We start from the raw sequence: 21213 nt of genomic DNA on the forward strand, positions 1-21213 counted from the left end.
GCCAAAGGGTTCCACCACATCTCGCGTGCGGCGTGCGCGATCTGCTGCGGGTCCATCGACCACACCTGTCCGACGCGGGCGCGGGCGTCGTAGGTCGCGGTGAAGGCGTCGCCAGCGGCTTTGTTCGAGGTCAGCAGGACCGGGCCGGGCGCGGCAAGAATGGAGGGGATCGCGAGGCTGGTGGTCTTGCCCGAGCGGGGCGCCATGATGGCGACGGCCACGTCCTCGTAGCCCATGCGCACCTCGTGCTTGGTGCCCTGCAGGTTGCCGAGCAGGATGCCGGTGTCGCGGGCCTCGATGTGCTTGGCGTCCTTCAGGTTCGGGCGCAGGGAGCGGGCCTTGTCGGTGATCGCCTTGGCCATCAGCGGTTCGATGTCGCGGGCCTTGGCCATGCCGGCGATCTTTTTCTTCCGGCCGCCGCTGCGGTTCTTGTGCCGGGCCCACAGGACGCCCACCGCAATGGCGAGGGGCAGGAGCAGGACAACAGGGACGACGCGGGCACCGATCAGCAGGGACGTCTCTCCCGCTTTGGGCCACAGCTGATCGGGGTGGAGCAGGGCGCTGGTCGGCTGGTAGGGGGCCCAGTCGGCGCCGGTGAGGTAGGCGGTGACGTTGCCGGACAGCCAGGCGAGGTGGGCGAGGGGGACGACGACGGCGAGTACGCCGATCAGGAGGCGCAGGACGAGGTCGTACCCGTCCGTGTTGCTGTTGGAGGAGGAAGGGGGCAAGGGCTACGTGCTTCCGGGCGGGGACGGGGGCGGTGGGATCAGCGGCTGCGGTGGTTCTTGGCCGGCGGCTGTCGCGAGGGGATCGGACTCGTCGGCGAGGTGGCGTGCCGGGCAGCGAGGGAGTGGACGCGTTCTTCCAGCGCCCCGGCCACGTACACGGCGAGCATGTCCGTGGTCCTGCAGGTGACGACGTTCGGTTCGCGGGGCGGGAGACTGCGCCCGCTGTCGATGCGCGGTACGGGCTTCGGATCGGCGAGCGCAGCGGTGAACGCGGCGACCATGTACGCAGGAGTGCGCGCGCCGAAGCGGGCCTGCCACACCGGCCGGTCCGGGCCGAGTGCGGCGGTGAAGAACCAGGCGCCCGGTTCCTCCGCGCTGCCCAGCCGCTGGACGTACGCGGTGCCGTCGGGCGACACGAGGCCGTTGTCCACAGAGGCGGGCGACCAGCCGATCTGATGGAGGAGCTCGTACGGATCGGACGGTGTGCTCGCGGTTGCGGCCGGATCGGTGAGGGCGTCGGTAACGGCGGCGATCAGTTCGACCGGGGTGAGGGCACCGAAACTCGCGTACCACGCTGGCCGGTCCGGCTCCGCAGCGTGGTGAAGGGTCCACCACTGGCCGTCGGGTTCGGGCTCCAGGCGCAGGAGGGCTTTCTGGTCGGGGCTGGAGAGCAGGACGCGCGCCATCAGGGGGTCGTTGCCGTGGCTCCAGCCGCAGGCGCGGTGGAGAGGGACGGTGATCCAGGCGGGGTCACCGCCACCGGCCAGGTGGCGCGGGGCGATGAAGTCGACCTCGACAGTCTCGGGAGCCGGGGGCATGGTCACCTCCGTGCCGGGGTTCGCCGGTCGGCCGCGGGAGCCGGCGATGGCGCAGGTGCCAGAGGTGAGGGGGCGCTGCGGGCAGCGGCGTTGATCTCGCGGAGTGTCTTGCCATGGGTGGCCCAGTCGTCGAGGTAGCTCCACGATTCGGCGTGGTACTCGGCGAGGGCGTCGTCGAAGGCCGTAGTGCCGGGCTTAGCGGTGGCGGGAAGGGCGTCTCGGGTTTCCAGCCACTGCTCGTGCAGCTGCTCGAGCCGGTCGAGGGCGGCGTGCAGGACACCCAACTGGTAGACCCAGCGGCTCTGCACGGTACCTTCCGGCAGGCGGCCCAGTTGCGTCTCCGCTGTGGCCAGCAGGTGACGGGCCCCGTAGCGGAGCGGTTCGAACGCCTCGGCGGTGTCGGCGTCGCGCTGGCTCGCGCGCAGGCCGTAGGCGTGGTCGTCGTAGGGCCATCCGTCGAGGTCGGTGTGCTCGTCGGAGTAGGCGTCCCAGGCGTCGAGGATCTTCTTACTGTCGCTCACGTAGCGGTCGAGGTGGCGGAGGAAGTCGCGGTGTGCGCGGTGATCGGCGGAAATGGGGAGGAGTCCTGTCGGTTCAGCGGCGGGCGGCCGGCTGGGCGGTGTGGGCCTTCGCCGGGGTCGGTGCGGGTCTCGTCAGCTGTCGGCGGGTGGAGCGTGCCCGGGCGCGGAGCGACTCGATCCGGGTGGTGTGCGCGTCGGCCACCTGCTGCGGGCGCAGCGGGCTGGGCTCCTGCACGGCGCTGTAGTGGCCGGTGCGGTCGTACATGCCGCGTTGGAGCGGGCTTCGGTCGACCAGCGCGGTGAGGAACGATCCGACGAGGTGGGCGGGGGTGCGCTCGTCGAGGTAGGCGTGCCAGATACGCGGGCCGGGGAACTGGTCGTAGCCGGGCTCGCGGGTCTCGACATGCCAGGACGGCCGGTCGCTGAATTCGCTCAGCGGGCGCAGTTCGATGTGGCACATGGAGTCCGGCGAGTATGCCGTGCCGCCTGAGTCGCGGTGCCACCCCGCCGAAGTCACCGCCTGCCACGGGTCCGGCTGCTGTGGCGGCGGGGCGACGAGGGCGTCGGTGAACCCGGCGAGGACCTCGGCGGGCACGAGTTCGCCGAACTCGGCGTACCAGCCCGGCTCGGTGTCGGTGGGCTCGGCCCGCAGCCGCCACCACGCGGAGGTGGCGGACTGCGGGTCGAACTGGAGGCGGTGGCGCATGTCGGGGCTGCGCAGCACCATCTCGGCGCTCAACGGGTCGGAGACGGCGCTCCATCCGGCGACGGCCAGGCCGTGGGTGACGTGGCGGGCATCCCCGGGGCCGGCGAGGTGGCGGGGGCTGGTGTCGAAGGGGATCTGCCTGGCGTGCTTGTCGGCGAACGCGGCGAGCTGTCGTTCGCTCAGGGGCACCGGGCGTCTCCCGGCTCACTCGCGGCGGTGCTGCCGTACAGGTTCCGGAGGTTGTCCAGGACGTAGTGGAGGGTGTGCTGGTCGGCCTGCTCCCACGCGGCCGTGCGCAACTCGGTGATCAGAAGGTCGACCTGTGCGGTGCGCGGCGTGTCCGGGTGTTCCTGCAGGGTGCGGGCGAGGGCGCGCAGGGTGTCGGCGAGTTGGACGGGCAGGCCCGTGTATTCGTCGAGGAGGGGCTCGACGAGGGCGAGGGCTTCCACGGGGTCGGGGTTCTCGCGCAGGTAGTCGGTGAGGTCAGACAGGGTTTCGGTCGCGGTGTGGATGGTGTCCGGGGTGAGTGCGGGCATCGGGCTCCTTGGGACGGGTGCGTCGGGTCAGTGGCGGGTCCGGGCGCCGCCGGCCGGGGTGTGGGTACGGGCGGTGGTGCGTGGCCGTGGGCTTCGGGTGCTGTTGCGGGCCCAGGTGGCGGCGCGGGCGGCCGTGATCCGGGCCTGTTGCCACGCACTGAACTGGGAGGGCTTGACGGAGACCGACCAGGTGCGGATCTGTGCGCTGTGCGGGACGCGCCCGCGCGGGCGCATCACGGGATCGGGATTGGCGAGTTCGGCCGAGAGGGCTTGTACCAGGTGCATCGGGGTGTTGGGCGTGAAGTTGGCCGTCCAGCCATTGCCCTGCTGGTCCTTCGCTCCGGTCCACCACATCGCTGTGCCGTCGGGGCTGTGGTGGTACTGCATCCACGCGGTGCCGTCGGGGCTGGTCGCCGTGTAGTGCTCGCCCTCCAAGCGCGTGTGCCAGTTCTGCTCCTGCAGGGGCGCCCAGACGTTGGGGGCGTGGGCGGAGCGGGGGCGGGTGAGGGCGTCGGTCATACCGGCGACGATCTCCACCGGCGTCTGCCGGCCCAGGTTCGCCGTCCATTCGCCGTTCAGGCCGTCCCCTCTGCCGTGGATGGTCCACCCGCCGGGCAGGATGTAGGGGTCGTAGGCGACACGGACGGTGCGGTCGGGGCTCTCCATGAGTAGCGGGCCGTTCGTCTTGGACTTGTCCCGCCAGCCCGAGGCGCGCAGGAACTCCGAGACGTGCCGGACGTCGCCGCCGCCGGCGAGGGCACGGGGCTGGACGAGGTAGTGCTGCTCGGCCTGCTCTCCTGGCCCCCAGCCCTGCCAGTGCTTCTTCTTCACCGGTGCCGCCGGACGACGAGCGGTGCGGGTGCCGGAGGCTTCGCCGCGGTGGTGGCGGGCTGGGTGCCGACGTGCCGCAGGGTGTCCTTGTGTTCGTCCAGGTCGAGGGTGATGTCGTGCAGTTCGTTCGAGGCGCGGCCCAGAGCGAGCCACACTTCCGCGGGGAGGGCGCCTCGTTCGGCCTGGTCCTTGGCGAACACGCTGCCGGTGGCGACGAGGTGGGTGATGCCGCCGAGGACTCCGGTGTCCGGGTCGAGGACGCGGGCGATGACCTGCGCGGCCTGGGGCGGGGGAAGCTGAGAGAGGTGGTCGGCGAGCTGGCCGAGCTGGCGGGTGATCTCGTCGGCCAGTCTCACCGGGTAGGGGGCGGGGTGGGTCATGCTCCTCCGGGGCGGGGGTGCGGTCAGTGGTGGTGCCGGTGGCCGACGCGCTGCGTCTCGGCGAGGACGGCCTCTGGGCGGGCGCCGGCCAACGGGGAGGCGGGGTCGGGGCCGGTCGGGATGCAGGCGCGCAGGTAGCGGCGGAACAGGGCGGTCGCGAGTCGGGGTTGGAGCCGGTTGCTGATCGGTGGGGGTGTGCGGGCTGCTACAGGTTTCTCCGGGAATCGGGGTTGCGGTGGGCGGCACCGAGGGGGCCAGGGCCGCCCGGGCGGTCTTACGGGGTGCGGCGGGCCGGTGCAGGGCGCGAGGGAGAGTTGGCCGGTGCCGGATGCTGCGTGGCGGGGCGGGCTTCTCGGGCGCGGGCGTCGTGTACGGCGTGCCGGTAGGCGGTTTCGTCGAAGACGTCGGGCGTGCAGTTGACGTCGTAGCCGGCCAGGAGCAGGGCGGGGATGGCACGGGTCGCCAGGCGCTTCTGCTCGTCGGCACCGAGGTGCTCGGACACGGTGTGCCAGATGTACAGCGGCGCGCCCGTGGGGTATTCGTGGCGTTCGAGGCCGAGCTGTTCCAGCAGGTCGTGGAGCTGGGCGGGGGCGCCGGTGGGGGTGTCGGCGTGGATGGTGGACGTCAGGGCCTTGATGTAGATCTCGACGTCCGTGCCGTACTCGTCGGCCAGGTTGGCCATGTGTTTCTCTCCGGGGTCAACGGCGGCGTGAGGCCGAGGGCTGGGCGGAGCTCGGCGGTGTGAGGGCCGCCGGTTGCGGAGCCCGGGCGGCGTGGTTGCGGGCGTGGAGGATCACGCACGCGGCCTGGCTCATGGAGTTCGCGGTGTCCCTGAGCCGAGCGAGAGGTTCGGGTTCCTCGCCGGGGGCGGCCCCCTGGAGGGCACTGGCGGCGATCCAGGCCCGGACGACCACTTCCCTGGTAAGAGGCAGCAGCCCATTGACCGGGGCAGCGATCTCGGTCAGCACCTCGGCCACCGCACTGCTGGTCTTGGCGGCAGAGGCACGCTCGGCGGGCTGGGTGAGGAAGCGCGGGGCCGCGTTGTGTTCGCTGTCCGGTGTGACCAGCGCGTTCAGGGCGGGGTCGAGGTGGACGCTGTGACCGGCGGCAAGCAGGGCGTGCGAGGCAGCGGTCGCCTTCAGGCGCTGGTGCTCGACAGGCAGGCCGTGGGGAAGCCGGTGGTAGTCCCCGCTCGGTCCGGGAGCGGAGAGGAACCCGCCGGTTCGCTGGAGAATGTAAGCCGCCTTCTCGGTGCCGCCGATGGCGACGACCAGGCCGGTGCGGGGGTCCTTGGTGATGGTGATGTACTCCAGCACCCAGAACTCGGGCTCCTTCTGCTTCACCGAGCCCTGGTCGCCGGCCCACGACTGCCGGCCGGGGAGGGCGGCATGGAGGCTGGGGCGGAGGTGGGCGCGGTTCGGCCTGCGGGGTGCTGGAGGGCGGTGCCGATGCCGAGCGCGTCGAGTTGCGGGCCGAGCTCGCGCAGGGCGCGCGCCTGCGCTCTGGTGTCGTCGCCGCTGAGGCGGTAGATGCCGCTCTGCGGGTCCTGGACGAAGCCGTGGGCGACGAGGATCGCGCCGGCACGGTCGTCGACGGGGGCGGTGGCGACGCTGCCGTCCGGCTGCCAGGTCAGGACGACCCGGCCCGGCTGGGAGGGCTGGATGCCGCCCAGGGCGTTGTGCCGGACCTGGGCGAGGGCGCTGTCGTAGCGGGCGAGCAGGCCGCCGGCTATCTGCTCCGCGCTCAGGAACGGGTCGTCCGCCAGGGCGATGCCGTTGGGCTCGGGGACGCCGCGGTACGCCTCGTCGGGCAGGGCGCGGGGGGCGACGGCGGCGATGAGGAAGCCGTCGCGTTCGTCGTGCCGGTCCAGAAGGACGAGCTGGGCACCGTCGGGGCGGCTCAGGACGGCTGCGTGCCGAAGCGGGTGCTCGGCGAGGGACGCGGCGACCAGGTCCAAGTCCCAGATGCGGTCGGCCAGTTCGGCGAGGTCGTCCTTGGTGTCCGGCGGGAGGTGAGTGCTGGTCCAGGTGTCGGGGAGTTCGCCGGCGAGGACGTCGGCGTACGAGGCGAGGCGCTCGGAGGTGTCGTAGTCGTGCATGGTGTCCTTGGGCGAGGTGGGAGTCAGCGGCGCAGTCCGGCGGCCACCGAGGGCGGCGGGACCGGGAGCGTGCGCGGCGGGGGCGGGCAGGCGCACACGGCGGAGCGTTCGCGTTCGGTGGTGGGGACATCCCCGGTGCAGGTGCTGCGGCCCGGGTGTGGGGCGTGCCGGTCGGCGAGGGCGTTGCGAGTGTGAGCGAGGTCGGTGCGGATGACGTGCAGGTGCTCGTCGACGAGGTAGCGCAGCCGCCGGGCGGTGTAGGGGTCGGCCGCCTGACCAAGACCGTCGTGGAGCTCGGCGGTGGCGGTGAGCACTTCCTCCAGCGCGGCTAGGATGCCGTCGTGGGCTGCGGTCAGATCGGTCAGCGCGTCGGCCGCCTCCTCCGTCGTGGTGGCGTCACGCAGGCGCTCGGCGAGGTGGGCGACGCAGGAGCCCAGTGGCAGATCACTGGCCGGTCGGGCGTCGGTGTCGAAGTCCGGGGCACAGTCGACGTGGTATCTGGCGGCCCGCAGGCGTGCGACGGCGTCGGTGGCGAGAAGGGACTCGTCGTCTTCGGCGAGGCCGGACGGAGGACGGGCCGCGCCATGGGGCCGGAGCGTATGGGGATCAGGCGGAGGTCTTGCTCGATGCGGCGCGCCTCGCACGCAAGGCGCCGCAGGATGTCGGCGGGCGGGGCGTGCCATGCGCCGTCGAGGTGGATCAGGTTGGCGATCAGGTCGAGGCGTCCGGGCTGGGCCTGAACAGCGATCCACCGGCAGCCGCGCTCGTTGCCGGGAATCTCTATGCCGGCGGCCCGCGCCAGCCGGTGGGCGGTTTCAGCCCACTCGGGGCCGGTCAGCTCCCGGTCGTCCGGGTGAAGCCGGACGTCGAGGTGGAGGATCGCCCGCCGGTCGTCGTCCGGGCTGGCGGCGAACGGATGCTCCAGGTACGGGCCTTCGAGGTGCGCGACCCACTCGACGGACGTCCAGATCCTCTGCTCGTCGTCCAGGGTGAAGTAATCCAGGCCGGGCCAGTGGGCGACGATCGTGTATTCCGTCAGGCCCTCGTTCGGCGAGACCGGCCGCCCGAGTGCCTCGGCGAGCGGGTCTCGCGGCTTGTGGGTCCGCTCGTGCAGGCGGGGGATCACCGGCCGCCCCGGACGTCGGCGATGTGCACCAACTGGTTTAGGGCGGTGGTGGTGTACCAGCCGCAGTCGATCAGCTCGTTGCGGTCGGCGTACCGGGGCAGGAGGGTATCTTCCACGGCCCGCAGGTAGATCAGGCAGTCCGGGCAGCTGCGCGAGAGGTGCACGAGGTAGCGGGGGTGGCCGGTGACGTAGGACTGGGCGCCGCCCGTCGCATCACGCAGCCGCCACCCGTCCTCGTCGGTCGGGGTGTGCCAGGACGGGGCAACGACGCGCATCGCGTCTCCCCAGAGTTCCCCGTCGGCCACTCCCTTCAGGACGACGACCATGTCGCCGGCCTGGAAGTGCTGGTGCGTGATGTCCCGGTTGGGGGTGAGCGGGTCGGGTGTGAGAGCGACGACCGGGGCGGACGGAGGTGTCCAAGACGGCGGGAGCATGCGGATCCTTCCACGCGAGACGGGGGCGGTGGGAGGAACAATGGTCCGGAGGATCGCCGGTTTGGCTAACCGGCGATCTGCGGCTATGTTCCGCCCGGCTCGGTGGTGCGTCCGCGGGTCAGTTCGCGCCGTAAAGGGCGGCTGCGATCGCAGCCCCGGCAGTTCCACGTGATCGCGATCCCTTCAAGGATGCGGCGGTGGTCGGCCCACCGCCGCATCCGGACTGGATCGGCCGGCATTAACGGCTTGATCAGGTGTCACATGGCATCAGTGATCGATAGCCGAACGGCACATCAACTGATTAACCCGCCAGGGCGACAGGTTTAGGCGACCGCTGCGGTGAGCATCACCAGCGGAATGTTGGAGCCTTCTGGAAGCTCGGCGAGAGGTGAACGGGGAAGGCCACAGACCATCCATAGACGCATCGAGTGGTGGGTGACCAACTGGCCCGAGCCGGTGCCGTCTTCGTTGAGCACGTCCACCTTTAGCAGCAGGCGTTCTCCGGATTCTCCGAGAGCCCAGAGGTCCAGGAAGTAGGGTCGTCTGCATGTACGGAGGTTCCGGCGCTGGTTCTTCCACCTGAATCTCACGACCCCGTCGGCGAAGGCGGTCAGTGAGAGGGCGCCGGAGGTGTAGGCGGAGCGCCCGTCCCAGATCCACACCATGTGACCGTGGTCGAGTTCACGTCCCATGATCTTTGTCGGGGACATGCTCGCGTGTTGGATCTCAACCACACATCCGTCGGCCGCGATCACGTCGGCGATGTGGTTTCCTCGCCACTGTTCACGGTGGGTCGCCGGCACCACAGACTTCCAGTAGTCGTGCCACTGGGTCGAGGAGTAACTGAGGCTGCTCATACCGCTCCTGCCAGGGTCACCAGATCCGCGTCGCTCATGCCAAGCTCCGCGGCACCAATGCCCAGCGCGTCCAGCGCGTCCAGCCCGATCGTCGGGTTCTCCTTGATGCGCTCCTGAGCCCTCTGGAGGGCACGGAGCTGTTTTTCAAGCTCCGAGTACTGGCCTGCGAGGATTTTCCGGAACTCGCGGCTGTCCTTCTCCTGCTGGCGGAGGTGCTTCTGGTTCGCCTTGATGGCGAGGAGTTGTTTGGTTACCTCCACGATGCGGGCGTGGACCAGGTCGGCGGGCAGGAACGAGCGCTGGCCAGGGATGCCGATCCCGACGTCAGCTCCGGTGCTGCAGCCGCCAGAGGCGGTTCCTGAGATTGCTCCGTCACCACCGAGGCCGGGAATCGGTGGCGTTGCCCCCTCGGGGGGCTTCGTATCGCCGCCCGTGCTCGATCCTCCGGCTGGCGGCGTTTCGATACCGCTGTGTGCGAAGCGGAGCAGCAGCTCGTTGTCCAGTGCGCCGAGCACAGTGCCGAAGACGACCTTGAAGTACTCGATCGCTGGCAGTTCGCCTGCCTGAACCCCTTCGATCATGAGGTCCATGAACTCGCCGGTCCGTCGGTTCTTGTCGCTGTGCTGAGCGAACAGCGGGCCGTAGTTGTCCGTGATCCACTGGCGGGCTGCGGCCGACAGAGAGGTGTAGCGCGAGGCGGTCACCGCACACCTGCCTGTCCGGCGGTCCGGGCTGAGTGCAGTCGCTGTGCCCAGTGCACTACGCCCTCGCACGCCTTCTCCAGGTCGTTGAGCATCTCCTCGTCGGCGATGTTGATGATCTGCTCGGGGTGCATCTCGACTAGGCCGTAGAGCAGGTGCACCCGGCGCCGGAACTGGAGCACCAGCCGGTCATCGGTCTTCTCGGCGACGGAAGTGCTCCCGCGGCTGCCTGTCACCTGGGCGACCTGAGCGAGACTGTCGCGGATCTTCAGCTCCACCATCGGATCGGCCGCGAACGCTTCCACGAGGTACGCCGGCTCCATCACGCTCGCCATCACTGCCGACCTGACCTCGGGACGAGCGAGCTGCTCCACGATCTTCTGAGCGGTCATCGCGGAGGCGGAGTTCGGCACCGGCCGCGCACCGATCGCTGCGCGGAACTCCTGCGCCGTCACACGGCGGCGGCCGGGCGTCTGGAGCATCCCAAGCAGGATGTCCCAACGGGCCTGGCGCTGCAGCTTGCGGCCCTCCACCGGCAGCGCCTTCTCGGCGTCTCGGACCCCCTTCGGCAGGGAGAATCCCAGCGCAGCCTCACGGACGACTGAGTAGGACACCGTCACGTCCGACTCGGCTAGCACTTGCCTGAGAGCGCCGCCGCACCTTGAGGACACGCACCGGTATTCACGAGCCATCTCGGCGGTGATGCCGATCTCTACGGCGAACCTCCTGATCACTTCATCGGATCCTTTGGAAGACTCGTCGTCGCTCATCGGCGCGACTTCAAGCAGGAGATCTCCGATTTCCAAGCGCGTCCGCTGCTTCTCGCTTGTCAGGAGGTCATCGCGCGTTACCAGCCTCTGACCGCGCTCTACCTGTTCAGAGGAGTACGCCGGTTCTGCTTCACGAGCACTGGGCTCGATCCAATCCGTCATGGCTCGGAACGTAGATTGAGGGACTGACAATCCTTCGTGCTGCACAACCCGTTCGGCCTAATCGGCTACCTGCGGTGCAGGACGGTTCACCCATTCGGCGGGCATAGCCCTCGGAATCCGTTGGACTGCGTCCCCAGATAGATGTCAGCGGAAGGGATTCTCCGTCGGGCGGTCCTGCTCCGTTGCTGCGTCGAGGAGTTCGAGCACGTCGGTGCCCTCTGCGTCGCGCTGGTCGATCCACCATCCGGCGGCGGTGATGGCGCGGGCCTTCTCCTCCAGCTCCGCCCAGTCCGCCTCGTCCCAACTCCCCTCCACCACCAGCGCGGTGTGCGCGGCCGTCATCAGCTGGTGGCGGGAGCGCTCGCCCCAGTCCAGGGTCTTCGCCGGGCCCTCCAGCTGCGGCATGTCGAACTGCCTCGCCCACGCGACGGCAGCCTCCTGCTCGGCGGCGCGCTTGGCCGCGAGCCACTCCTCCTTGGACTCCGTGTCGGCGTCACGCGATGCCTTCCAGCAGTCGGAGCAGTCCTTAGCCGCGAGCCAACGGGCGAATCCGGCCCGCTTGTCGGCAGGACGACCGGACAGATCATGAACCACCTGGTGGGAGCAGGCGTGCTGCACGGTCCAGTGCGTACTCACCCCCGGGGAATTCCGTTTGATGGGCGTTACGTTCGAGGTCGGGCTGTTGGTCTGGGGCTTCAAATCGAGTGCCTTTCGTTGGTGGTTGGGGTGGTGGCCTGCGTCGTTGCGGAGGGTCGTGCGTCAGATGCGCGATTCATGCGGCGGACGGAGGTGGTCTGGAGTGCTTGGCGGTGGTCTCGGGGACGCTTCCGTCTTCTGCGTCGTCTCAGCGTGTCCTGCGGATGGCGTCTGTGGCCGCCGTGGCGATGGCGACGGGAGCGCTGGAGGGCTGGGGCAGGTGCAGCAAGGTGGTCCCCGGCAAGTGGTGGGACTTGGCGGTGAGGGTGAGCTGGAGTACGGCGCAGCCGGCGGTCGTGAGCTGCTTGACGCGGGTGACGGCTTGAGCGGTTTCGTCGCTGCCGTACCGGGCGTCGGTAACGATCACGAGGAGGCGGCCGGCGCCGGGGCGGCTGAGTTCGAGGCCGTGGTCGAGTGCGTCGATGGCGTCGCCGAGGTTGTGGTGGCCGCCGTTGGCATCGAAAAGCGTCACGCGCTCTGGCGCCCGGTGGGTGGGCCGGGTCAACGCGGTCAGGTGCCTGTCGTAGGCGATGGTGGCGGTAAGGGAGTCGGGGTCGGTCAGGGCTGCTGCGCGTGCCACGATCCAGGCAGCGGACGCGACGGGCGCGCAGGCGGCCCGCATGGAGCCGGAGACGTCGACGGCGATCCCCACACGCAGCGGTGGGGTGGGGGAGTTCCGGCGGCGGGTGTGGGTGAAGGGTTCCGCGGTGGGGACCGACCCGGCCGCGCGCTGGGCGTCGCGGGCGAGGGCCGCGCGCATGTTGAGGCGGCCGGGCGGGGTGGGGCTGGTGGTCCGCTCCTCGGTCCGCTCGCGGTAGGCGGCGGCGCGCAGGGCGCGGCTCAGGCGCGCGGCGGCACTCTGCTCGGCGGCGGTGGGCCTGCGGGTGCCGGTGACCGGGTTGCCGTGGGGCGCCGGTGTGCCGTCGGGGGTGACGGTGGTGCCACGGGCGTTGAAGACCGACTTGGCGGTGGCGGCGGCTTTGCGTCGCTGGTCGGCCCGCTGGGCGCGGTCCTGAGCCTGCGCCTTGGACTGCGCGGCCATGGCGTTGGTCGCTGCGGCCTGTGCCGCGAGGTCGGCGGCGTCGGTGGCTGCCGTGCTGTCCATGACGACCCCCACGGCGCCGGACAGCAGATCGGTGAGGTTCTCCGGCACGGGCAGGGCGGGGGCCGCGGTGTCCAGAGCGTCGCACCATTCTTTCGCGTGCGCGAGCATGGTCGTGGCGTCGTGGTCGGCGCACTGGTGGGCTGCGGTCCAGATGCGGGTGAGGGTGGTCAGCAGGTTGGCGCCCAGCACCTTTTCGCACAGATCGGCGACGGCTCGGGTCTCGCCGGCGTCCAGGATGCCGACGTCACGGCGGCCGAGGATCAGGGCCGCTACGGCGGCGGCGTGCTCGATGCCCTGGAGGGTGGGGTGGGCGATGTCGGGCATGACCAGGGTTCGGGCGCTGGTGCGCAGGTACGTGCGGTCCGTGGGCCGCGTGATCAGGTGTGCGCCTTCGGCACGGCTCTCCTCGAGCAGGAGCGCGGCCTCGACGACACGGGGGTTCGCTCCGGCCGGCTGCGTCCAGACGGAGTGGGCCGCGTGCGCGGCCTCGTGGACGAACACTCCCCAGGCGGCGGGATACCGCTCCTCGTCGCCCACGATCCGCGGATGGATCTCGTGGGGCTGGAGCGGGGCGAACAGGCCGGCGTCGAACTCGACCTCGCCCATTGTGGGGAAGAACGCGGCCGGTGCGCCGCTGCGGGTGCCGGGGCGGCAGGTGACGAGGAGGTCCTGGCGGCCGGAGAGGTCGACCAGCCGGTCGCCGAGTTCGGCTCCCACGCGCAGCCACAAGTGCGGGGAGGAGCGGGGTTGCGCGGGCGGGGCGCCGTCGTCGTCCCAGCGTGCGAGGTCGGCGTCGTCGTCCGGCGTGGTGGCGGGGGACTGGACGTGGTGGTGGGCGCTCATCGCGAGCGGCCCCGGTGCGCGGAGCCGGTGCCGGCCGGGGGCTGCCGGGCAGCCGAGGCGGAAAGCTGCTTGCCGAGGGTGAGAGGAGCGATCTTCTTGACGCCGGCGGCCTTGATGACGGCGGCGGCGACGGCGTCGCGATCCTCCACAGGAGCGATGCCGACCAGGTTCGCGAGCGCGGCTTTGGTGCCGAGGACGGCCTCGGTCTTCTGGTAGCTGAGCAGTTCCCGCAGTTGGGGGGCCCAGCCCAGCTCGCCGAGTTCGACTTGGTGGGCGAGGTGTCGGGCGACCCGGACCACCCGGGCATCGATCCTCAAGGCCAGGGCGAGGTCATAGTCTGTGCCGATCTGGATTTGCACGCTGAACCGGCTCGCGAGCGCCTCCGTCAACACCGCGCCGTGGACGCCGGGATTGTGGCCCGCCACCACGTAGAAGCCCGGCTCGGCCTTGATGGTCTCGCCCTTGTGGGCCTTGACCTGGATCTGCCGGCGCCCGTCCATCGCGGGATACAGCGCCGCCAGGACCTTCGGTGAGATCAGGGTGGCGTCGTCGATCAGCAGGGCGCGGCCCTCGGTCATCGCGGTGACCAGCGGGCCGTACTGGAAGACGTAGGCTCCCGCGTCGTTCTGTGTGTACTCGCCGATCAAGTCGCCGACCGTGGTGTCGCCGTCACCGGCGATGGTGAGCAGGTCCGGGAACGCCGCCTCGACCAGGCTCGTCTTGCCGGTGCCCGGAGGGCCGTAGAGCAGCACCGGCACGTCGGCGTCGCGCAAGCGGTTCAACGCCTCGACGTCGGGCAGATCGGCCAGCTCCCGGGGGTGGTAGAGCTGGCCCCCGGCGCGGCGGATCGGGCCGGTCTGCCTGGGCGTGGCTGCTGCGGGAGTGGTGGTGCGGGCCGTGGCCGGTTGGGCGCGGGGAGAGTGGGTGCCTGGTGGGCTGATCACAGCGGTCTGCGCGGCTGCGGCGGTTTTCGCGTTCGCGCGGAACTCCGGTTGTCCGGTCCCGCTTTGGTCGGCCTCGCCGCGTCGCACCAGGGTGAGGGCGGCGTTGCGGACGGCGCCGTGGGAGTGGCCCAGCTGCCTGGCCATGTCCCCGATGGTGAGTGTGTCCGCCGGCCGGTCGGCCAGCAGTTGGGCCACCTTGGCCCGTAGTTCGCCGCCCTTGGTGCGCGCTGGGCTGGTAGGCGGTCCGGGTGTGGTCAATACGAGGGTCCTTCAACAGGTGCGGGTGCGGGCGGGGTTGGCGATGCGCTGGAGAGGCTGGCCGCTCTCGGAGCGGATCACGGACTGTGTCGGCATCGGCGACCGGGCCAACCGGGGCGTACCGTCGGCGCTCACCGGCCGACCGAGGGCTCGGTCCAGGTGCACGGGTTGGCCGGCGACGAGCAGTTCGCTGGCTGCCGAGCAGGCCCGCGCGTCCGCTCCATATCGGGTTCCGTCGCCCGGCAGGCGCAGCCTGGCGTCTCTTCGAAGCCGTCCTGGAGCAGGATCCGCCGGGCGGCGGCGTTGTAGCTCGTGGTGGTGATCTCGCCGGTGATGGTGTGCCGGATCGGCATGAACGGCTCTGCTGGCGCTTCGGGCAAGGCGGATCTCCTAACGGTGGTGGCGGGAAAGCGGTGGGATGTTGCGCCCGGATCAGGGCGTCTTGTGCCGGCCTCGGAGCGGGCGGCGGTGCCGGCCGCACTGCATGTGTCCGGTGGGGCCGAGACGTCGGCGAGCGGCGAGAAGGACGGTGAGAGCGAAGGCCGCGCCGGCGGCGGGGAGCGCAGCGCTGGCGAGAGGCTGCTCGGCGAGGCGTCCGGCGAGGGCGGTGCCGGCGGCCTGGCCGACGCCGATCGCGAGGATCAGCCACGCGTACGCCTCGCTGGTGCGGCCTGCGGGGGTGAGGGCGTCGGTGGTGACGTAGGCGCAGGCGACCACGATGGTCAGGAACGCACCGGGCACGGTGACCGCGGCGGTGGCCGCATACGGGGCCGGAAGGGCAAGGAGCGGGAGCCACCCGGCCAGGAACGCGGCTGTGGCGATGATCAGTCGCCTGGTGGTGGTGCCGGTCCAGGTGCGGATTCCGTAGATGAGGCCGCCGAGGAAGGCGCCGGTGGAAAACGCGGCGGGGATGATGCCCGAGAGCATGTCCTGGTGGTGGTGCTCGGCCATGGAGATGGACCACACGTTCATGGCTCCGATCGCGAACCCGATGCCGGTGAGGGAAACGAACAGCAGCAACGCGGCAGGGGTGGCCAACTGCCGAGCCGGGGCCGCGTCCTGCCCCACGAACGGTTCGGGTCGCCAGCGTCGCGACGGCGGAGCGAGGGCGACTGCGGCGGTGCCGGCCAGGCCGAGGGCTGCGGTGACGGCGAGCGCGACGGCGGGGTTGTACGCGGAGGCGAGCGCGGCGGAGAGCAGGGGGCCGACGATGTACAGCAGGCCCTGCGTGCCGGTGTCGAGCGCGAGCGCGGCGTGCCGCAGCCGGGGGTCTGGCAGCACGCTCGGCCACAGCGCCCGGAGTCCGGCCTCCAGGGGAGGCGTGGTCAGGCCGCCGACGACGATGGCCGTGGCGAGGCCCGGTCCGCCGTACGGTCCGGCCAGGGGCAGAGCCACCAGGAGGGCCGAGTTGAGCAGGGCGGCCGGAAGGTGCACCGCGCTCTGGCCGTGGCGGTCCATGAGGCGTCCCTTGACCGGCTGGGACAGCGCGGAGGACAGCCCGTACAGGGCGCTGAGCAGTCCGCCGAAGGCGATGCTACTGGCGCTCGCGGTGGCCCACAGAAGGATGGCGACGGGCGCCATGCCGTTGGGAAGTCGGCCGGTGAGGGTGCCGCCGAGGAGGCGGGCGACGTACGGGCTGCGCAGCACCACGCCGTAGGTGATACGCGGGGCCGGGGATGTGGTCAGGGACAACGGGTGCTTTCTCGGTGCTTAGCGGTGGCGGGCGGGCGTGATGGCGCGGGGCGGCGGCGTGGGTGGTGCGGTGTCCACGGCCGGACGCGGGCGGACGCGCGGCACGGGGGTGCGGTGCGGCGGCAGGACGGCGACGGTCGCGCCGAGGTCCTCGGCCGCCTCCTCGACTTCGTGGGTGAGGAACTCGATCTGCCGGCCCAGTGCCGAGAGGCGGGCGGCGATCTGGCGGCCCTGCACGGTCTCCAGCGCGCTGGCGAACTGGCTGCTTGTTTCCAGGAGTTCCTGGAGACGGACCATCGGGCCCGGGGTGTAGCCGCGCTGGACGGCGCCGAGGAGAGCTTCGGAGGCGTCTCCTGCGGTCTGGCCTTCGACGACGTCGCGGATGAGTTCCTGCAGCGACACCTCCGGGACCGGCGCTGGGCGGTTGAACCGGGAGACGTCCGCGCGCAGCACGCCAGGCGGGACCGGGGCAGGTAGTACCTTCCCTGCCTCGTATTCGTGGGCGTAGTGCCCGATCACCTGCCAGCCCGGTGCGTCCGGGTCGCCTCGCAGCGCGACCAGCGTCGAGTCATCGTTCTCGATGAGGTGGGCGAGGGTGATCGGCTGCCCGTCGGCGGCGTACCACGACTCGGTCAGTTCCAGCTCGCCTCGCCTCTGCGCGGCCTGGGCCATCTCGGTCCACATCTGCTGCTCTTCGTCGGTCAGCGGGGCCCTGTGATGACGGTGTTTGTTCTGGTCGGCAAGATCGCTGGCGATGAAGCTGTGATCCGCCCAGGCGGCGAGGTGCGGCCACAGGGCCGAGTGCTGTGCGCGTTCGGCAGGGGAGCCGGGGGTGTCCGGCCGGTCGAGGGCCCGGCGGATCTCGGCGGCGGAGGCGGCCAGGCCGTCCAGCACGGCCCGCCACCCGGCCAGGTGCCGGGCGGGTGGCAGCTCGTCGAGCGCACGGCGGGCGGCGTCGAGCAGAGTGTCGGCATGCGGGGCGAGGTGTGTGGTGTACGCCTCCACCGCCGCCCTGTTGCGGTGGGCTCGTGCGGCTGCCGCGGCGCCTGCGTGGACGGTGCGACCGTAGCGGTCGCATGTCATGTCGAGCGCGACCTCGCTCTCGCGGTCGATGACCGCCATCCGCAGCCGGAAGTTGCGTGCACCGTCCGTGAGTTCCGGTGCCACCGGGACGGAGCCGTCCGGGGTCGGATTGCTCGCGGGCGTCATCGGAACCGTCCACTGCCCGAGGCCGTCAGGTGGACGGTCGGTGCGTAGGTGGGCTTCGGCGGGATCGGTCGGGCCGAGGGCGGGGAAGTGGTGGGCGGTGTGGCGCGCTGCGTCGTTCGGCCGGCTGCTGCTTGGGCGAGACGGCTGCGGCGCTCCTGGAGCCCGTTCGGCCGGTCCGGGCGTGGTGGGCCGGCGGAGAGGGACGGGGCGAGGCGAATGTCGGCCTGCACGCTGTAGCCGAGGCTGCGCAGGTCGTGGACGGCTTGGCGGGTACGGCGCAGCCCATCGCGTTCCGGCTCGGTGAGCCGGTACAGGCCCGGCGAAAAGGGGACGGGCTCGAACTGCTCGCGGACGAGGAACCACTCGGCCAGGTGAGGGGTGAAGCTCGGTGCGGCGGTGGCGACGAAACCGTGTTCGGGATGGGCACGGAAGCGGAAGTGGTCGGACAGAGAAGGATCCCTTCTATCTACTGGTCAGCGGCGAGGGACGGCGGATGGGTCGTGGTACGACGGGCTGGTTTCAAGGGGGCGGGTCCGCCGGTGGCGGGCTGGGCGAACGTCGGGGCCGGGCATGCTGTCGCTTCCGTCGTCCCGTTTGGTGAATCCGGCCTGGTCCAATGCGGTGTTGGCTCACTGGTACTGCTCGCCGTGGGCGATGGCGGCCAGGGCGGCGGCGCGGCTGTAGGCGAGCCGGATCTCGGCAAGAGGGTTCGGGGGCATCCCGGGGTCTGCTGGTGTCGTTCAGTGGCGGTTCGGCTGCCGTGACTGGGCGGCGGCAGCTGGCTGGGTTAGTGGGCCGGTCGTGCGCGGTGTGGACGGCCCAGACGGTGCCGGGGTGGAGGTCGCGCGCAGGGCGGCGGCGGTGTGGCGCAGGCGTGCGCGGGCCGCGACGTACTTCTCGGCCGTCATGATCCGCAGGACTTCGGGGTCGTTGCGCAGGGGCGAGTGGGCGAGATCCTCCACGGCCTCGCGCTGGAAGCCGGTCGTGGCGTAGGTCAGGGCTTCGGCGAGTGTGTCCAGAACTCGCGTGATACCGGCGGCGGCCCGGGCGAGCTGGACCAGGGCGACGCGTTCGGGCGGGTAGACCGTCTGCGGTGTGGTGAACCGTTCTTGCGCGTGTTCGATGGTGTGCTGCAGATGGTGGGTCAGCACGCCGATGTCGTCGGTGAGCGTGATCAGGTCGACGGCGTCGGGGCTGGTGGGGAATGAGGCGGCCAGTTCCTCCAGACGTCTGGCCAGATAGTCGAATGTGGCCGGAGTGACGGAGGAAGACATCAGACCACCCCAGTCGCAGCGCTTGTCTCCCGGGCGCGGAGGGCGGCTCGCAGGCTGCGTCCGTAGTTCCACGCATGCCGCCGAGCCTCCGGCTCCAGGACGTCATAGGAGTCCTGGCGGGTCATCTGGCCAGGGTGTTTGCGGTACCGGTAGACCGGCAGGGGAAGCAGGATCCCGGGGCGAGGCTGGTGACGCCGAGGGCGGCGCAGTAGTCCTCGCCCTGGACGAGCCCGCCCATCGGAGCGGCGCGCATCAGGTCGGTGCGGGCGAGGATCGTGGTCGGCCCGATGGGGATGGTGTCCGTCGGCGACTTCCAGTACGTCCACACGTCGCCGGCCTCGTGCCGGCCGGGCGGGGCGGGGCATCGCCACAGGGTGGTCGAGCCGTCGGGGTGCCGGTCTTCGCTCCATCCCGCACACCAGCCGACTCCCGTCGATTCCAGGATGTTCAGCCGTACGGACATGGCGTCGTCGGTGAACTCGTCATCGTCATCGGCCCAGTTGGTGTACCGGGTGCGGACATGGGCGAGGGCCAGGTTCCGGGCGCAGGCTGCGCCGACCGGGCGGGGCAGCACCAGTGCGCGGACGCGGGAGTCCTGCGCGAGCGGGTCAGGCAGGCGGTCCGGCGAGGCACCGTCGAGCGCGATCACGGCCTCCCACGGCACGGACTGGCGGGTGAGGCTGGCGTGCATGGCGGTCAGGTAGTCGAGCCGGTCTTCGCGCAGGCGGCTCGCGATGACGACGGTGATCAGGGGCAGGGTGTGCGAGGGCAGGGAAGACTCCGAGAAGACGAGAGTGAACTAGCGGCGCGTGGCGGGACGCGGGGCGTGGGCCCTCACCGGGGATGCAGCGGGAGCGCCCGGGGACGGCGTGCTGCGCGATGCCCGGATAACCGGTACGGGGTCGAGGGAGGACCAGGCCGCCGGGTGGTCGTTGAAGGCGGTGCGCGGGTCGATGGCCCAGTCCACGACCGGGCCGATGTCCTCGTGGAGGAGGCTGATCACCTCGATGCCCTCCTTGTGCAGGATGTACCCCCACTGCATGTCCTGCTCGTCGGCGGTATAGGCGGTTACCGACATGCGCACCGGCGGGGAGCCGTCCGGGGTGATCAGGTGGGCGAGGTTACGGCTGGGCCACTGCTCGCCGCCGGTCAACGCGGCCACGAGCGAGGGCGGGGCGCCGTCGAGGAGATCGTGCCCAGCTCGTCCCAGCCGACGGCGACGTCGTCGATGAGGTGACGGGACATGGCTTCCACGTCGCGCCCGAACTTGTACTGGTAGGCGGCCAGGAGCAGCGGCAGGTGGTGGCTGGGTACGCCGTCGAGCTGGACGTGGATGCCGCTGTATCCCGTATCGGTGGTGGGGCGGGCGATGAAGGAACGTGTGGACAGGGAGTTCTCCGGATCGAGCAAGGAAGCGGGGGCGTCGGGCGGCCATCAGGGGAGCGCGGCGCGTCAGGGGCGGTGCGTGTACATGCGGTCCGGTCAGGAGGCGACCGGGGGGCCGGAGGCGTCGGTGCGGGCGCAGGTATAACCGATCAGTCGGGACTGTTCGGCCTTCGCGGGGACGATGGCGGCGTCGTTGCACACGAACGTGTACGTGATGGAGGTGCGGGGCACGTCGTGGAGCCAAGCTGCTCGTCCTTGCCGGGGTTGATCTGGAGGCCGGAGTGCGCGACGGCGTCGGTCTGGGTGTGCGTGTGGGAGAAGAGGAGCAACGCGCCGCCGTCGGTGGTCTTGAGGGCGTAGGCGTCCGTGTAGCGGTTGGCGGCGCCGGCGAAGACGGTGGTGCCCTGGTTCCCGTAGCGGGTGCCGGTCTTGTCGTGAACCTCGATCTGCCGCTTGCTCGCCTTGGTCGGGGCGAAGACCTTCGTCCCGGTGTCCGTGCCTCCGGTGGCGAAGTTGTCGAGCACGGCTGTGCGCAGCAGGTCGGCGTCCGCTGCCAGCCGCTTGTTGCCGGCGGCGGGAACGGCCTTCGCGTACCCGTCCCGGTCAAGGGCGATGTCCGGCAGCTTCTGGCTGTCCAGGTCGACAACGGAGACCATCTCCCAGCGCTTGTGCTGGGGGCGTTCGGCGAACACTGCCAGACGCGAGGGCGCCTTGCCCTTCTGATCCGAGAGCGCGGCGGCGAACCAGCGATCCTGCCCCGCTGCCAGGCGCGGGATGTACAGCTCGGCGTTTGCCGAGTCGTAGGACCAGGGCTTGTAGGGCTTGCGGTCCGCTGCGGGAAGCCCTTCGGTCTCGGTGTAGTCCGAGATGGACATCGCGTACAGCGGGCCGTCCTCGACCGTGTCGAGCAGGCGCCGGTCGCGGTCGATGTTGGCCTCGTTGTTGATCTTGGAGTAGTGGGAGATCTGGGCGAGGGCCTCCTTCTTCGTCAGCGCCGGCTCGGCGGTCGGGGTGGGGGCGGCGCTGCGGGTGGCCCTGGCTGTGGTGTCGGCGTCCGGGCTGCCGGAAGTGGCGCAGGCGGACGCGGTCAGCGCGACGGATACGGCCATGAGCAGGAGGGCGGTGCGGCGTGCGGAGG

At 70.9% G+C, this 21213-nt stretch carries 24 protein-coding genes and 3 pseudogenes; all 27 read right to left on the reverse strand.

Going from position 1 to position 21213, the window contains the following annotated elements:
- Window positions 1-728: pseudogene (locus tag ACIBAF_RS22845) on the reverse strand (hypothetical protein); the annotation flags it as partial.
- A 38-nt stretch (window positions 729-766) separates the two neighbouring features.
- Window positions 767-1546 carry a DUF317 domain-containing protein gene (locus ACIBAF_RS22850; RefSeq protein ID WP_399465230.1) on the reverse strand — a complete coding sequence of 260 codons (780 nt, stop codon included), beginning with the start codon at window positions 1544-1546 and terminating at the stop codon, window positions 767-769.
- Window positions 1547-1548: 2 nt separating this feature from the next.
- Window positions 1549-2067 carry a hypothetical protein gene (locus ACIBAF_RS22855; protein WP_399465231.1) on the reverse strand — a complete coding sequence of 173 codons (519 nt, stop codon included), beginning with the start codon at window positions 2065-2067 and terminating at the stop codon, window positions 1549-1551.
- A 73-nt stretch (window positions 2068-2140) separates the two neighbouring features.
- Window positions 2141-2962 carry a DUF317 domain-containing protein gene (locus ACIBAF_RS22860; RefSeq protein ID WP_399465233.1) on the reverse strand — a complete coding sequence of 274 codons (822 nt, stop codon included), beginning with the start codon at window positions 2960-2962 and terminating at the stop codon, window positions 2141-2143.
- The gene (locus ACIBAF_RS22865; RefSeq protein ID WP_399465235.1) at window positions 2953-3309 is read right to left on the reverse strand and encodes a hypothetical protein; all 357 of its coding nucleotides are present in this window, start codon (window positions 3307-3309) and stop codon (window positions 2953-2955) included. The genes ACIBAF_RS22860 and ACIBAF_RS22865 overlap by 10 nt, the downstream gene beginning before the upstream one ends.
- 27 nt (window positions 3310-3336) lie before the next feature.
- Window positions 3337-4140: a DUF317 domain-containing protein gene (locus tag ACIBAF_RS22870; RefSeq protein WP_399465236.1), complete on the reverse strand. Its 804-nt coding sequence runs from the start codon at window positions 4138-4140 to the stop codon at window positions 3337-3339.
- A complete protein-coding gene (locus ACIBAF_RS22875; RefSeq protein WP_376387152.1) occupies window positions 4137-4520 on the reverse strand; it encodes a hypothetical protein in 384 nt (127 codons plus the stop codon). The genes ACIBAF_RS22870 and ACIBAF_RS22875 overlap by 4 nt, the downstream gene beginning before the upstream one ends.
- A gap of 274 nt (window positions 4521-4794) precedes the next feature.
- Entirely contained in the window at window positions 4795-5202 is a 408-nt protein-coding gene (locus ACIBAF_RS22880; RefSeq protein ID WP_399465238.1) for a hypothetical protein, read from the reverse strand.
- Between the two features lie 16 nt (window positions 5203-5218).
- Window positions 5219-5863, reverse strand: coding sequence for a hypothetical protein (locus ACIBAF_RS22885; protein ID WP_399465239.1), 645 nt, complete (start codon window positions 5861-5863; stop codon window positions 5219-5221).
- Window positions 5860-6618: a hypothetical protein gene (locus ACIBAF_RS22890; protein ID WP_399465443.1), complete on the reverse strand. Its 759-nt coding sequence runs from the start codon at window positions 6616-6618 to the stop codon at window positions 5860-5862. The genes ACIBAF_RS22885 and ACIBAF_RS22890 overlap by 4 nt, the downstream gene beginning before the upstream one ends.
- A 23-nt stretch (window positions 6619-6641) precedes the next feature.
- Window positions 6642-6932 carry a hypothetical protein gene (locus ACIBAF_RS22895; protein ID WP_399465241.1) on the reverse strand — a complete coding sequence of 97 codons (291 nt, stop codon included), beginning with the start codon at window positions 6930-6932 and terminating at the stop codon, window positions 6642-6644.
- A gap of 47 nt (window positions 6933-6979) precedes the next feature.
- Complete coding sequence (locus tag ACIBAF_RS22900; protein WP_399465243.1) at window positions 6980-7744, reverse strand: hypothetical protein; 765 nt, start codon at window positions 7742-7744, stop codon at window positions 6980-6982.
- Complete coding sequence (locus ACIBAF_RS22905; RefSeq protein ID WP_399465245.1) at window positions 7741-8178, reverse strand: hypothetical protein; 438 nt, start codon at window positions 8176-8178, stop codon at window positions 7741-7743. Before ACIBAF_RS22905 ends, ACIBAF_RS22900 begins: the two co-directional genes overlap by 4 nt.
- Window positions 8179-8501: 323 nt before the next feature.
- Window positions 8502-9035 carry a hypothetical protein gene (locus tag ACIBAF_RS22910; RefSeq protein ID WP_399465247.1) on the reverse strand — a complete coding sequence of 178 codons (534 nt, stop codon included), beginning with the start codon at window positions 9033-9035 and terminating at the stop codon, window positions 8502-8504.
- Window positions 9032-9739 carry a hypothetical protein gene (locus tag ACIBAF_RS22915; protein ID WP_399465249.1) on the reverse strand — a complete coding sequence of 236 codons (708 nt, stop codon included), beginning with the start codon at window positions 9737-9739 and terminating at the stop codon, window positions 9032-9034. Before ACIBAF_RS22915 ends, ACIBAF_RS22910 begins: the two co-directional genes overlap by 4 nt.
- Window positions 9736-10668, reverse strand: a complete 933-nt coding sequence (locus tag ACIBAF_RS22920) for a hypothetical protein (protein WP_399465251.1) — start codon at window positions 10666-10668, stop codon at window positions 9736-9738. Before ACIBAF_RS22920 ends, ACIBAF_RS22915 begins: the two co-directional genes overlap by 4 nt.
- Window positions 10669-10812: 144 nt before the next feature.
- Complete coding sequence (locus tag ACIBAF_RS22925; protein WP_399465253.1) at window positions 10813-11304, reverse strand: hypothetical protein; 492 nt, start codon at window positions 11302-11304, stop codon at window positions 10813-10815.
- 208 nt (window positions 11305-11512) lie between these two features.
- Window positions 11513-13312 (reverse strand): hypothetical protein, encoded by a 1800-nt coding sequence (locus ACIBAF_RS22930; RefSeq protein ID WP_399465254.1) that lies wholly within the window; start codon window positions 13310-13312, stop codon window positions 11513-11515.
- Window positions 13309-14451 (reverse strand): AAA family ATPase, encoded by a 1143-nt coding sequence (locus ACIBAF_RS22935; protein ID WP_399465445.1) that lies wholly within the window; start codon window positions 14449-14451, stop codon window positions 13309-13311. The genes ACIBAF_RS22930 and ACIBAF_RS22935 overlap by 4 nt, the downstream gene beginning before the upstream one ends.
- Window positions 14452-14645: 194 nt before the next feature.
- Window positions 14646-14867: a hypothetical protein gene (locus ACIBAF_RS22940; protein WP_399465447.1), complete on the reverse strand. Its 222-nt coding sequence runs from the start codon at window positions 14865-14867 to the stop codon at window positions 14646-14648.
- Window positions 14868-14946: 79 nt separating this feature from the next.
- Entirely contained in the window at window positions 14947-16206 is a 1260-nt protein-coding gene (locus ACIBAF_RS22945) for an MFS transporter (protein ID WP_399465256.1), read from the reverse strand.
- Between the two features lie 18 nt (window positions 16207-16224).
- Window positions 16225-17415, reverse strand: coding sequence for a hypothetical protein (locus ACIBAF_RS22950; RefSeq protein ID WP_399465257.1), 1191 nt, complete (start codon window positions 17413-17415; stop codon window positions 16225-16227).
- Entirely contained in the window at window positions 17412-17864 is a 453-nt protein-coding gene (locus ACIBAF_RS22955) for a hypothetical protein (RefSeq protein WP_399465449.1), read from the reverse strand. The genes ACIBAF_RS22950 and ACIBAF_RS22955 overlap by 4 nt, the downstream gene beginning before the upstream one ends.
- A gap of 291 nt (window positions 17865-18155) precedes the next feature.
- Entirely contained in the window at window positions 18156-18689 is a 534-nt protein-coding gene (locus ACIBAF_RS22960; protein ID WP_399465259.1) for a hypothetical protein, read from the reverse strand.
- A pseudogene (locus ACIBAF_RS22965) lies at window positions 18689-19380 on the reverse strand (glycosyltransferase family 2 protein). Before ACIBAF_RS22965 ends, ACIBAF_RS22960 begins: the two are co-directional and overlap by 1 nt.
- Before the next feature lie 108 nt (window positions 19381-19488).
- Window positions 19489-20060: pseudogene (locus tag ACIBAF_RS22970) on the reverse strand (hypothetical protein).
- A 164-nt stretch (window positions 20061-20224) separates the two neighbouring features.
- Window positions 20225-21184 (reverse strand): hypothetical protein, encoded by a 960-nt coding sequence (locus ACIBAF_RS22975; RefSeq protein ID WP_399465261.1) that lies wholly within the window; start codon window positions 21182-21184, stop codon window positions 20225-20227.
- Window positions 21185-21213: the final 29 nt, after the last annotated feature.

The sequence above is a fragment of the Streptomyces sp. NPDC051677 genome, from assembly GCF_044453465.1.
Classification (GTDB): Bacteria; Actinomycetota; Actinomycetes; order Streptomycetales; family Streptomycetaceae; genus Streptomyces.

Coding starts and splice junctions, on each gene's coding strand:
- ACIBAF_RS22950 (WP_399465257.1), bottom strand. CDS start 17,415: ATGACGCCCGCGAGCAATCCGACCCCGGACGGCTCCGTCCCGGTGGCA.
- ACIBAF_RS22905 (WP_399465245.1), bottom strand. CDS start 8,178: ATGCTCCCGCCGTCTTGGACACCTCCGTCCGCCCCGGTCGTCGCTCTC.
- ACIBAF_RS22920 (WP_399465251.1), bottom strand. CDS start 10,668: ATGACGGATTGGATCGAGCCCAGTGCTCGTGAAGCAGAACCGGCGTAC.
- ACIBAF_RS22975 (WP_399465261.1), bottom strand. CDS start 21,184: ATGGCCGTATCCGTCGCGCTGACCGCGTCCGCCTGCGCCACTTCCGGC.
- ACIBAF_RS22865 (WP_399465235.1), bottom strand. CDS start 3,309: ATGCCCGCACTCACCCCGGACACCATCCACACCGCGACCGAAACCCTG.
- ACIBAF_RS22890 (WP_399465443.1), bottom strand. CDS start 6,618: ATGCACGACTACGACACCTCCGAGCGCCTCGCCTCGTACGCCGACGTC.
- ACIBAF_RS22850 (WP_399465230.1), bottom strand. CDS start 1,546: ATGCCCCCGGCTCCCGAGACTGTCGAGGTCGACTTCATCGCCCCGCGC.
- ACIBAF_RS22875 (WP_376387152.1), bottom strand. CDS start 4,520: ATGACCCACCCCGCCCCCTACCCGGTGAGACTGGCCGACGAGATCACC.
- ACIBAF_RS22910 (WP_399465247.1), bottom strand. CDS start 9,035: ATGAGCAGCCTCAGTTACTCCTCGACCCAGTGGCACGACTACTGGAAG.
- ACIBAF_RS22930 (WP_399465254.1), bottom strand. CDS start 13,312: ATGAGCGCCCACCACCACGTCCAGTCCCCCGCCACCACGCCGGACGAC.
- ACIBAF_RS22940 (WP_399465447.1), bottom strand. CDS start 14,867: ATGCCGATCCGGCACACCATCACCGGCGAGATCACCACCACGAGCTAC.
- ACIBAF_RS22880 (WP_399465238.1), bottom strand. CDS start 5,202: ATGGCCAACCTGGCCGACGAGTACGGCACGGACGTCGAGATCTACATC.
- ACIBAF_RS22960 (WP_399465259.1), bottom strand. CDS start 18,689: ATGTCTTCCTCCGTCACTCCGGCCACATTCGACTATCTGGCCAGACGT.